The following is an 11788-nucleotide window of genomic DNA, read 5'->3' as shown; positions in this document are numbered from 1 at the left end:
TTCTTACTCCTTCTTTCATCCCTTATTAGTAGTTACCTAGATCAAAAAGAGTTTTTTCATCAATATCCTTTTCTTTTAGTTCTTGTAACTTTTCCAGCCATTTTTCAGGAGTTGTTTTCTTAAGGTATACGTTTGGTAATTCCTTTATAGCATTTACTACACGCGGAGAACCATAAGACCAAACTACGTAACCCGTCTCTCCCTTAGCGGCAGCTCCACTAATTAAATTCAGTGCTTCAGCCACATTAGGTTCTAAGTCCATTTTACTAAAATCCGCATTTATAGGTTCCGGAATCCCATTCTTAGCCATTTCCTCTACTACATCCTCATGAAAGAAATAACTCAATAGTTCTGCCACTTGATCTTTATGTTTGGATTTCGCATTAATAACTAAACCGCCTCCAACTCCTAGAGGAATAACAGGCTTTCCATTAGGGTCCCAGCTGGGGAAAGGAGCATATCCGATATCAAAGTCCGTTTGAAGGTCTGATGCGAGAGACCATGTACCATCTAATTTCATGGCAGCTTTTCCTTGTGCAAATAACTGCATGCTATCTTCTTGAGAAATAGCATGGGATTTTTTATCGCTAAGATATCCATTATTCCAAAAATCAGAATAACGTTGAACAGCTTCTATAATTTTAGGATCTGTCCACTTTTTATCTCCGGAAAACAGTTGTTTCGCACCTTCCGGACCTAAAATACTGTTCACTATGCTGGTTATCCACCAGTTATCACAATCCGCACAATCAGCGGTTCCCCATGCTAAAGGAATCAAGTCCTTCTTTTTTAATTCCTTGATTAAACTTTCCAAATCGTTGTAATTTTGAGGTACCTCCCAGCCGTTTTCCTTAAACAATGTCTTGTTATAGACTAGAACCAGACCTTCGTAGTTCCATGGGATTCCAATTGTTTTTCCCTCAAAGACATATGCATTCTTAGCCCATTTGAACATCTCTTTATCATATTGATATTTTTCATAATATTTGTCCAACGGCTCCACATATCCCTGCTTAAAGCTCTCTTTAGCTACAAAAGGGTCCATTAGGAGTAGATCCGATCCCTCACCGGCAGCTAAGGCCGTTTCAACTTCCTTTATTGTTACTTGTTTAATCTTATATTCGGGATGATCTTTTTGATATAAATCATACATAGTTTGTAAAGCTGAACTTTCTTCCCCCCAGATAGCAGCATCAGGAACCGTTATGACGTTCTTGGATTCTCCTGAGGACTTCGAGCTGCAACCTGAGATAACCAAAACTAATAATAATAAAACTGGAAGAAATCCTTTCCTTGCATTCTTAATACTCCTCATCATACAGCCTCCCTTTTCTCAAATCAGACATGACATAAACGAACAGAGTTCGATTAAATGTTTTCATCATTGTTTCAATGTGAATATCAAACTCCATTAAGTTTGAAATGGCGCTTTGCATAAAACCTCCCTCACCTGTATAGAAGTTAATTGATTCAATTAAATGATATTTTTAAGCGCTTACAACGCAATTATATATGATTATTTTTATAATTTATACATCCCTGACACATACGTATTTAACAGTTTTACAGGTCAAGTCCTAATAATTAGAAAATCCTTCCTACTTTGCTCTTATTGTTTTGCAAAAAAGTAAATATAATACAGAATTTATTTTAAAAGGCACCCTCCTGCGGTGGATGGTGCCCTAATGATTTAAGTCATGATTGTATTTTTTAATTGAGCAGTAAATTAAAAGACGATTCGAGAGGGAGCGAATCGTCTTTTTTGTTGCTAAACACTATGCTGTTACTTTTTCTTTACCAACTGTTTTGCGGATGAATGGAACTACCCAGTAGTCTAAACCGTATTTACCTGCGTTGTAGCCTGCTGTTAAGATAATGAAGCCTAAGAAGATATCAGTTGGGTTATGTGATACTGTTCCTGCTAAGAAGAAAGAAAAATTCATCACTAATCCGAAGAACATGGCTGCTGTTGTTAAACATCCAAGCATAAGTCCTAAACCAATTAACGTTTCTCCCCAAGGAACGATGAAGTTGAACACATCAATGTTTGGCAGTGCAAAGCTTTCTAAGAAATTTACGTACCAACTGTAAACCATGTTTCCATCTGGACCTTTAACTGGATTCGCTACTGCATTTTTCAAGTATCCTGAAGCATCAAATCCGCCTGTTAATTTTCCAAAACCAGCTGTGAACCATGCATAGCCAAGATATAAACGAATGATAGTTAAGATAGCTGCAGAAATTTTATTTTCTCTTAAAAAGTGGTTAAACATAAGTCATTCCACCTTTCAAAATTTGTTTGTTTTTTATACTTACACTATATTGGATTTCAACAGTTAGTAACATGGGTATAGTGTTAAGTTCACAGTTTGTTTGAAATGATATGGAGGAAGTTTGAACAACAACTTTTGGTTATCAGGATAATCCAGATAAAATGTCTTCTACCGTAGGTATTGCAGAAATTGCACCTACCTTGGTACATACCAAGGCACCTACTTTATTACTAAAATAAATGATTTCTTTAAGTTTCTCAAAGTCCTCGATTTCAGGTTTACCTTTTGCGAATTGGAATAAAGTTGCACCTACAAACGCATCTCCAGCACCAGTGGAATCAATGGATTTTATTTTTACACTTGGAATTATTTCGCTATTATGCCCATTTGACAGATAAGTTCCCTCACTCCCTAATGTCACAGTAATTATTTTTGCTCCTAATTCATGTAGATACTTCGTTCCCTCAGCCAGGTTATTGATTCCTGTAATCAGTGTTAGCTCCTCGTCACTCACTTTTACAAAGTCAGCGAATGCGATTCCCACCTTTGCTAAGTCGATAAATTCAGGAAGTCTGTTTTTCCATAGATCTTTTCGATAATTAGGATCAAATGAAATAAATTTTCCTTGTTCTTTTGCATTACGCATGACTTGAAAATAAGTGGATTGAAAAGGGTCGCTTAATAAAGCAGTGGCAGAACCAAAATGATGAATAGCGGCCTCATTTAGCTTAACGGTATCAATTTCTTCCTCCACTAAAAAAGCGTCAGCTCCGCGATTAAATACAAAATCTCTTTCGCCATTTGCCTGTAGGGAAACAAAGGCCAATGTAGTTGGATGGAAATCATCGAACACGACCATTGATGTATCTACTTGAACGTCATCAAGAGTCTTTTTTAGAAATTGTCCAAATGGGTCATTCCCAACTTTTCCGCTAAAAAGAGCAGTACCTCCTAATTTCGCAATCGTCGCACAAACATTAGCTGGTGCTCCCCCAGCCTGTTTTTGAAAATTTTGTCCCTCTAGTAAGTTAATATCCACATCCGTACAGAAAAAATCGATTAATAATTCACCTATGCATACAATTGATGAACCCAAACTAAACACCATCCTTTTAAAAAATAAAGCTCTAACCAATTAACCGATTAGAGCTTCCATACGTCACTTACTTGCTCCAAATGGAATCAAGTTCTGTTACGTTTAATTCCAACACATTTGTTGTTCCTTCATTTGAAAATAACATGATTTCTTGCGCTGATTCAGACGGAAACAGTAAGCTGGTAATAGCAATCTCACCATCGTTTGCAAACACCTCAATGGAGGAGGCATCTAAAAACAACTGCAGTTTCAGCCTTTGATGATCCAACTTTAATGAGGCTTCTTGTACAGCTGGGAAAGAGGTCGAAAAGCTATGATCTCCAGAAAGTGTTCGGTCAACAAATAACTTTTCCTCTGTTACATCATAACCAATGATGGTTTTTTCTTCCACAGAGTGCTGTATGATGAATCCAAATTGGCTTGAATTTACTTTTTCAAATTCGATAGATATTTCCAGTGGGGAATTCTTTACTGGAACACATACAGTATTTTCAGAGTCAATCTTAGTGCCCGGATAAGATTCCGTTTCTTTTCTAATCTTACTAACTTCCGCAACTGGTTTTTGGAATAAGCGGATACCAGTCTCAGTTGTAGTTAAGAATAATTCTCTTGGTAACGTCATCGCACCTCTCCACGTCTCACTGGGAACTTGATTGGCATAGCGCCAGTTACTCATCCAGCCAAGATAAATACGTCTTCCATCTTGGCTATCGGACCAGCTCACACCCGCATAATTATCACGGCCGTAATCTAACCAAAGAATCGTCGAATTGTCATGGTCATTCACAAAAGTGGTTCCATCAAACTGGCCGATAAAATATTGAGTTCTGGAACCTTCTGCTGATTCACCATTATCACCGATACTTACAATCATTACCCACTTTTCTTGCCCGCCATCTACTGGTAGTTTAAATAAATCAGGGCATTCCCATACGCCATCATGTGAACCGGCAGTATGTCCAAATTCGCTGGCAAACTCCCATTCTTTTAAGTTAAGGGAAGTATATATCGTAATGGTTTGACCCGTCGCCAGAACCATCACCCATTTATTTGTCTCTTCATGCCAAAAAACTTTAGGATCACGGTAATCGGTAATGTTCACGTCTGAAAGGACAGGATTGCCATCAAATTTTACCCACGTTCTTCCATTGTCCTTACTGTATGCTAAGCTTTGTTGCTGAAGTGGTCTATCAGAATCAGGATAAGTGCCAGCACTTGTATAAATTGCAACCAATCCTGGTTGATCATTTTCAAAAAAGCCTGTCGTATTCTTCCAATCGACGACTGCACTCCCTGAAAAAATGCCTCCAAGTTCATCCGGATATAATGCAATCGGAAGGTGCTCCCAATGAATCAAGTCTTTACTTACCGCATGGCCCCAGTGCATGGGTCCCCAGGTCGTGCCAAATGGATGGTGTTGATAGAACAAATGATATTCATCATTAAAATAGACCATTCCATTCGGATCATTCAGCCACTTTTCTTCCGGTGAAAAGTGAAATTGTGGACGATACTGCTCTTTATAGGTTTGTGTCATTTTTATCGCTCCTTCTTTCTATTAATTTAGTAAAATAGGCTGTACAGTTGCCAAAGAACCTGTACAGCCTCAGACTATTTACCGGGTATTATTCCTGATTTCGATCGTAACCTTTTTGCTTAATATCCAGCCATTCTTGTAGTCCAAGTCGATCTAATTCTGCTAGATATTCGTTCCATTCTTTTTCAACGCCGCCATTTGCAATCCATTCGGCACGTTTTCGCTTAATATAAGCAAACAGATCCGTCTCGATAACAGAAAGTCGATCAAGGTCCTCGAGTGAGAAGAATACACGTGGGTAAATATTATCTGCTTCCATGTAAGGAACCATAACTTCTTTCATTAAGTTTAGTCTCCAAGCAGCATCGTCTGGTTTGGTTGTCACCGTACCGTAGTAGCTGTCTAAGATCGCTAATGGCCCGCCGACAGATGTTTTTTCTCTTAATTCAACTGGTGCTGTACCTTCTAATGGAAGGTGTTTTAACATTTTTGTTGCCTCATCCATTCCAAAAATGTTTTGTTGCTTTCCGTCACCATACGTACCCCAGTTATTCTGTACGGATTGGGACGGATCATAAAGCTGGTCAATCCACTTGGCTGTTAATTCAAGGTTTTTATTTGCTGATGTTACGACTAAACGTGAGCGGTCAAAGCCCATTCCGTTTGTTCTTGCAACATTTTGATGTCCTTCTGGTCCTTTTAATGGAGCTAATAGATCGTAATCATCACCCATTCCAGTGATATTTCCTTTATCCCATGTAAAGTACAAACCATATTTTTTGTCTCGGCCTTTTGATAGATACGTATTCCAATCATGTTCAAATGCCTCGATATCGATTAATCCTTCATTGTATAAATCATTGAACCAGCTAATCGCCTTTTTATAGCTTTCATCAGCAGCGGTAAGTTTTACTTCTCCATCATTCGTTACCACCGTGAAATCCCAGTTATCACCTAGTCCAAATGCACCGAATAATGAATGGGGATCCTGTCCGCCATCATTAATAATGAATGACATGGGGATCTCGTCCGCTTCGCCGTTGCCATTTGGATCCTGGGTTTTAAAAGCCAGTAATACTTGCTTTAACTCTTCTGTTGTTTTTGGAACCTCTAATCCTAATTTGTTTAACCATTCCATATTAATCCATGGGAATGCATCAAGGGAATGGATACTTTCTTTTCCTTCACCTAACTCCTCAATCCATGGGAAAGCATAGATATGGCCATCAGGCGCCGTCATCATTGCTTTGTATTGTGGTGCTTTTTCAAGGACAGCTTGTAAGTTCGGCATATACTGAATAAGATCCTCAACTGGTACAATAACTCCATCCTTTGCATGCTTTAATAGTTCATAATCGCTGAACCCGGCATTAAAGATAGCGTCTGGAAGCTCACCACTCGCGATCGCTAAATTACGTTTTTCATTAAAGATATCTGTGGTATAGTTTCTCCAATCAATTTTTACACCCGTTTGATCTTCTAAGCGTTGAAAGATTAACTTGTCATTTGGATTCTCAGGAGCTAATGGCGAACTTGACGTCATAATTTTTAAGGTTTTTTCCTCTTTCAATGGGAAGGTTACTTCCTTTAACCCATAATCCTTAGAAGAGAAACTTTCGCTGCCGCCGCTTTTGCTGGTACAGCCAGTTAAAAGTAACGAACCTGAAAGCAGTAGAGCTGAAGCCGTTGTAAACATTCTTTTTTTCATCATAAACCCTCACTTTTTTTGTTTTATTTTAGAGAACCCACCATTACTCCCTTTTCAAAATACTTTTGGAAGAATGGGTACATAATCAATAACGGTAAACTTGCAATCACAATCGATGAATAGCGGATCATCTCTGATATCCTCATAAGCTCGTTCCTTGCCTCTACATCCGCAACCATTCCAGGCTGTACTTCGTTTTGAATCAAAATCGAACGCAATACTAATTGCAGCGGATGTAATTCTCGATCATCCAGGTATATCATCGCATCAAAGTAGGCGTTCCATTGTCCAATGAAGGCATACAAAGCTAGAACAAAGATAATCGGTTTCGATAAAGGCAAAATGATTTTAAAAAAGATTTTTAAATCGGAGGCGCCATCAATGCGCGCTGCCTCCTTCAGTTCATTTGGAACTGCCTTAAAATACGTTCTGGCAAGAATAATAAACCAGACATTAACAGCGCCAGGCAGAATAATCGCCCAAATCGTATTTAACATTCCTAAATCCCGAATAACAAAATAAGTTGGGATTAAGCCGCCTCCAAAAAACATCGTAAATAAGAAGAAAATCATAAATAGCTTTTTCCCCACTAAACCTTCTACCGATAACGTGTATCCGGCAAAGAGACAAACAAGCACGGTCACAATCGTAAATCCAGTTGAATACAGGAGTGAGTTGAAAAATCCTCTCACTATGGTGTCATCCGTAAAGAGCCGCTTATACCCTTCTAATGACCAATCTGATGCATGTAACGATAGCCCTTTTCGAATGATTGCATTCGGTTCTAGGAAAGACGATAGAAAAACATATAAAAGTGGTCCAACTATCGCAAGGACGATAATCGTTAGGAGAATATTGTTGGTCAGAAGCAGTATTCGGTCGCCTCTTGCATGTTTGATTTGATTATTCATACTTTTCCTCCTTCCTTAAACGAGTCCTTCGCCTTCGTTTAGTTTCTTAACCACTTGATTGACAACTCCAAGTAATATCACATTTACAACGGCATTAAATAATCCAACTGCGGTTGCAAACGAATAATCTCCTGCCAGCAGCCCTCGTTTATAAACATAAGTAGCGATAATTTCTGATGATGGTGAATTCATTGGCGTTTGTAATAAATACGCCTTTTCGAAACCAATTCCCATGATTCCTCCAGCCGCTAAGATAAACAAGACTGCCATCACTGGCTTAAGCGTTGGAAGATCGATATGCCAAATTCGTTGTAGGAGTGACGCCCCGTCTAGTGTTGCTGCTTCATGTAGCTGCGGGTCAACGTTTGCGAGTGCGGCAACATAAACGATCGATGCCCAACCCGCACCTTGCCATACACCAGACCAAATATAGATCGTCCTAAAATAATCTGGGTCAGACATGAATGAGATCGGCTTATCTAAAAAGGTTGATAACACTGCATTAATGGGTCCAACCGGTGATAGAAAAAGAAAGACCATTCCCGACACGACAACCACAGATATGAAATGCGGTGCATATAGGGCTAACTGAACATTCTTTTTTACACCTGATTTTCGCAACTGGTTTAACATAAGAGCCAATAGAATGGGAATAGGGAATGCTATGAGGAGTTCAAATGAACTCAATTTAATCGTGTTCATTAATATTTCGATGAAATTAGGCGACGTTAGGAAACTGGTAAAATGTTTAAAACCTACCCATTCACTCCCCGTAATCCCCCGGATCGGACTAAAATCTTTAAAGGCAATTGTCGCGCCGTATATGGGGATGTACTTAAAAATAATTGTAAGAATAACAGCAGGAGCAATAAGTAAATAAAGAATGTAGTTCTTTTTAATGTAAGTAAGATTCTTGCTTAGTTTTGTAGTTGTTGCTGGTTTGCTAACTGGTATGGTTTGCTCTGCTTTTACTATTTCTTCCACTCTCTTACCCTCCTATCAACTTAGTTCCGTTGAAAGCACTTTCAACTTGGGTTAAATATAACAAAGTGGGGAGAAATAAGAGTTTAATATTTTTGGTTAATGTGTTTTAAAATTTTCGGCAGTTGATATCGCTTTCACTCTATTTTTTCGATATGATGGGAAGGAGAAAGGATGTGGGATATGCCATACAAAGCCCGGAGTGAATCAGTAGTATTAAAGACTCTTAGACTTTTAAACAAACGAATGAAATTAACCGAGGATGATCAAAGATATTATCAAAACCAAGAAAAAGGATATGCAGGGGAAGTTCAATTTGATGTATTTACGGAGAAGCTTCAACGTAGTTGCTATATTTTGAATGATTTGCTATTGGAAAATAACAAATCAAGTTTCCAACTTGATTCATCCCTCATTTTTCAAGGGACCTTTTCCCTTTTTGAAGTCAAAAATTTCGAAGGCGAGTACGTTTATGATGCTGAATATTTTAAAACACTCAGCGGACGAGATATCCAGAACCCGTTGGACCAATTAAAAAGAAGCAAGTTATTGCTGAGTCAGCTTCTTCAATCGCTAGGGAGTAAACTAACAGTTGAAGCATATGTCATTTTCATTAACCCCCAGTTTACGTTATACCAAACTCCACCTGACCTGCCATTTATTCTCCCTACCCAACTTGACCGCTTTATGAGCAAATTGGATCAAAAACCTTCACTGCTCAATCAGTCGCATAAAAATCTTGCGGACAAGCTTATTTCATTGCACCAGACAGAATCACCCTATACCCAGTTGCCTATGTATGAGTATGATCAGATAAAAAAGGGGATGACGTGCAAGGTATGCCATAGTTTTTCAGTGTCTGTCGTGGGGAAAAAAGTTGTATGCAAAGAGTGCGGTTGTGAAGAAATGGTCGCACTTGCCATCATGCGTAATGTAGAGGAATTTAAGCTCCTATTTCCAGAACGCAAAATCACCACAAATATCATTCAGGATTGGTGTGGGATCGTTCCTTGTAAAAAAACAATAAGCCGGTCACTGGGAAAGAATCTTAAAATTATAGGTAAGGGTCAATGGGCTTTTTATGAATGATAGACATGCTTCTTATCCTTTCCTTAAAGACGAATCTTTCAGACCTCTTGTTCGATTTGTCCTCAAGACCCTGGATTAAGGACAAATCCTCCTGGCCGCTCATGTGATTTGTCCTCAAGATCCTGGATTAAGGACAAATCTTCCTGGCCGCTATAGTGATTTGTCCTCAAGAACCCGGATTAGAGACAAATCTTCCTGGCCGCTTGTGCGATTTGTCCTCAAGACCCTGGATTAAGGACAAATCTTCCTGGCCGCTATAGTGATTTGTCCTCAAGAACCCGGATTAGAGACAAATCTTCCTGGCCGCTTGTGCGATTTGTCCTTAAGACCCTGGATTAAGGACAAATCCTTCTGGCCGCTCATGTGATTTGTCCTCAAGACCTTGTATTAAAGACCAATCTTCGTGGCCACTCGTGCGATTTGTCCTTAAGACCCTAGATTAGAGACAAATCTTCCTAGCCGCTCGTGCGATTTGTCCTTAAGACCCTGGATTAGAGACAAATCTTCCTAGGCGCTTGTGCGATTTGTCCTCAAGAACCCGGATTAGAGACAAATCTTCCTGGCCGCTTGTGCGATTTGTCCTCAAGAACCTGGATTAAGGACAAATCTTCCTGGCCGCTATAGTGATTTGTCCTCAAGAACCCGGATTAGAGACAAATCTTCCTGGCCGCTTGTGCGATTTGTCCTCAAGAACCTGGATTAAGGACAAATCCTTCTGGCCGCTCATGTGATTTGTCCTCAAGAACCTAAATTAAGGACAAATCTTCCTGGCCGCTATAGTGATTTGTCCTCAAGAACCTGGATTAAGGCCAAAACCTCTATGCAGCCTATAATATTTGTACTTAAGACGATAGAAAATCCTCTAGTTTCTTAACTAGAGGATTACTTTTTGATATCTTTTAAACCATTATTAATCTTCTCTACTGCTTTGTTAGCGGCCTCTTCAACATTTTCCCCTTCAAGCCCGACGTCTTCAAACAATTCCTTAATCGCTTCGCTGATGACTGGATAGGCTGGAGTTACCGGTCGATTTCTCGAGTAGTTTTGGTCTTGTTGGACAAAGATATTTTTGGGATATTCATTGAGTTCCGGGAAGTCTCTTGCAACTGAATACCTTGCAGGTAAATCCCCGGAGATTTCAACGAACAATTTCGAACCCTCATACCCAGTAGCGAATTTCACAAATTCCCAGGCTTCCTCTGGATGCTTCGTTTTGGATGAGATCCCAAGTGCCCAGCCGCCATTCGGGACAACTTGATGTTTCCCCTTCGGCAGCGGGGCGACCCCATAATCTTCTCCTAGCACAAAACCAGGAGTTTGTTGCAATTCCGATATTGCCCAAGAACCCAATATCGTCATCCCAAGCTTATCTGTTTCAAAAGGAGCAGGTGGCATTTCAACGGCCGCTACCCCATGCTTACGATATAAATCTTGATAAAATTGCAAGGCCTCTAATGCTTCCTTAGAATTGAGATATCCCTGTGCGGTTGACCCATCTGGACTAATCACATCTGCTCCGAACTGCCAAAGGATCGGCATTTTAAAATAAGCAGGTCCTTCTCCAACATTAAAGCCTTGAGCCGGGTCAATCCCTATCACACCTTTTGCCGGATTGTTGATTTTTTTAGCAATCTCCAGTACTTCATCCCACGTCATAGGATGGTTTGGATCACCTGAAGGAAAGGGGATTCCGGCCTCACTAAAAAGATTCATATTATAAAATAAGGCAATACTCGATTCCACAATGGGGGCAAGGTAAATTTCATCCTTATAGGTTAAACCCTTTAATACGCCTTCAGGGATATCGTCAATATTGCCTTCCTCTTTCATATACGAATCAATCGATAATAGCGAACCGGAATTTGCATAAAGAGCCAGGTTCGGACTATCAATTGCCATAATATCCGGATGGTTTCCTGCCGCCAGTTCAGTACGCAGCCTTAATTCGTATTCACTTCCCCAGTGCATCGATTGCATATTAATCTTAATAGTAGGGTGCGTTGCTTCAAAGGCAGCAATCATTTCTTCATAGGCTTGATTAAACGCTGGATTCGCTAAATTTCGTAAAAAGGTCAGCTCCACTTGCATCGTCGGTTTCTCTTTATCTGGACTTTTTCCTAATAAAGTAAAAAAGGCAAATCCCGCTATACCAAAAAGAATGATGACGGTTAACCATTTCTTCACCTAAATCTC

General features: G+C 39.6%; 10 protein-coding genes. 1 reads left to right on the top strand and 9 read right to left on the bottom strand.

The genetic code is table 11. From position 1 onward, the window contains the following. Positions 1–25: 25 nt before the first annotated feature. From QUG14_RS21455 to QUG14_RS21420, 8 genes are all read right to left on the bottom strand, one after another. Positions 26–1315: an ABC transporter substrate-binding protein gene (locus QUG14_RS21455; RefSeq protein WP_289342461.1), complete on the bottom strand. Its 1290-nt coding sequence runs from the start codon at positions 1313–1315 to the stop codon at positions 26–28. Further along, entirely contained in the window at positions 1302–1436 is a 135-nt protein-coding gene (locus tag QUG14_RS21450; RefSeq protein WP_289342460.1) for a hypothetical protein, read from the bottom strand. The genes QUG14_RS21455 and QUG14_RS21450 overlap by 14 nt, the downstream gene beginning before the upstream one ends. A gap of 339 nt (positions 1437–1775) precedes the next feature. After that, positions 1776–2273 (bottom strand): DoxX family protein, encoded by a 498-nt coding sequence (locus QUG14_RS21445; RefSeq protein WP_289342459.1) that lies wholly within the window; start codon positions 2271–2273, stop codon positions 1776–1778. A gap of 142 nt (positions 2274–2415) precedes the next feature. Then, the gene (locus tag QUG14_RS21440; protein ID WP_483310752.1) at positions 2416–3381 is read right to left on the bottom strand and encodes a carbohydrate kinase family protein; all 966 of its coding nucleotides are present in this window, start codon (positions 3379–3381) and stop codon (positions 2416–2418) included. 55 nt (positions 3382–3436) lie between these two features. Further along, the gene (locus tag QUG14_RS21435; RefSeq protein ID WP_289342457.1) at positions 3437–4906 is read right to left on the bottom strand and encodes a glycoside hydrolase family 32 protein; all 1470 of its coding nucleotides are present in this window, start codon (positions 4904–4906) and stop codon (positions 3437–3439) included. Between the two features lie 88 nt (positions 4907–4994). Next, positions 4995–6614, bottom strand: a complete 1620-nt coding sequence (locus QUG14_RS21430; protein ID WP_289342456.1) for an ABC transporter substrate-binding protein — start codon at positions 6612–6614, stop codon at positions 4995–4997. Positions 6615–6637: 23 nt separating this feature from the next. After that, positions 6638–7525 carry a carbohydrate ABC transporter permease gene (locus QUG14_RS21425; RefSeq protein ID WP_289342455.1) on the bottom strand — a complete coding sequence of 296 codons (888 nt, stop codon included), beginning with the start codon at positions 7523–7525 and terminating at the stop codon, positions 6638–6640. A 15-nt stretch (positions 7526–7540) separates the two neighbouring features. Continuing rightward, positions 7541–8479, bottom strand: a complete 939-nt coding sequence (locus QUG14_RS21420) for an ABC transporter permease (protein ID WP_289344203.1) — start codon at positions 8477–8479, stop codon at positions 7541–7543. 210 nt (positions 8480–8689) lie between these two features. On the opposite strand from QUG14_RS21420, the gene QUG14_RS21415 reads away from it, so the two are divergent. After that, positions 8690–9595 (top strand): nuclease-related domain-containing protein, encoded by a 906-nt coding sequence (locus QUG14_RS21415; RefSeq protein WP_289342454.1) that lies wholly within the window; start codon positions 8690–8692, stop codon positions 9593–9595. Positions 9596–10477: 882 nt separating this feature from the next. Here the strand turns inward: QUG14_RS21415 and QUG14_RS21410 are convergent. Further along, positions 10478–11779 carry an ABC transporter substrate-binding protein gene (locus QUG14_RS21410; RefSeq protein WP_289342453.1) on the bottom strand — a complete coding sequence of 434 codons (1302 nt, stop codon included), beginning with the start codon at positions 11777–11779 and terminating at the stop codon, positions 10478–10480. Positions 11780–11788: the final 9 nt, after the last annotated feature.

Origin of the sequence: Neobacillus sp. CF12, assembly GCF_030348765.1 — a bacterium.
Taxonomy (GTDB): Bacteria; Bacillota; Bacilli; order Bacillales; family Cytobacillaceae; genus Neobacillus.
Note: the sequence above shows the minus strand (reverse complement) of the source record. Positions and strands in the feature narration are given on the sequence as shown.

What these genes read in the sequence shown, in the direction of transcription:
- QUG14_RS21435 (WP_289342457.1), bottom strand. Translation starts at nt 4,906, where the DNA reads ATGACACAAACCTATAAAGAGCAGTATCGTCCACAATTTCACTTTTCA.
- QUG14_RS21425 (WP_289342455.1), bottom strand. Translation starts at nt 7,525, where the DNA reads ATGAATAATCAAATCAAACATGCAAGAGGCGACCGAATACTGCTTCTG.
- QUG14_RS21445 (WP_289342459.1), bottom strand. Translation starts at nt 2,273, where the DNA reads ATGTTTAACCACTTTTTAAGAGAAAATAAAATTTCTGCAGCTATCTTA.
- QUG14_RS21440 (WP_483310752.1), bottom strand. Translation starts at nt 3,381, where the DNA reads ATGGTGTTTAGTTTGGGTTCATCAATTGTATGCATAGGTGAATTATTA.
- QUG14_RS21455 (WP_289342461.1), bottom strand. Translation starts at nt 1,315, where the DNA reads ATGAGGAGTATTAAGAATGCAAGGAAAGGATTTCTTCCAGTTTTATTA.
- QUG14_RS21430 (WP_289342456.1), bottom strand. Translation starts at nt 6,614, where the DNA reads ATGAAAAAAAGAATGTTTACAACGGCTTCAGCTCTACTGCTTTCAGGT.
- QUG14_RS21415 (WP_289342454.1), top strand. Translation starts at nt 8,690, where the DNA reads ATGCCATACAAAGCCCGGAGTGAATCAGTAGTATTAAAGACTCTTAGA.
- QUG14_RS21450 (WP_289342460.1), bottom strand. Translation starts at nt 1,436, where the DNA reads ATGCAAAGCGCCATTTCAAACTTAATGGAGTTTGATATTCACATTGAA.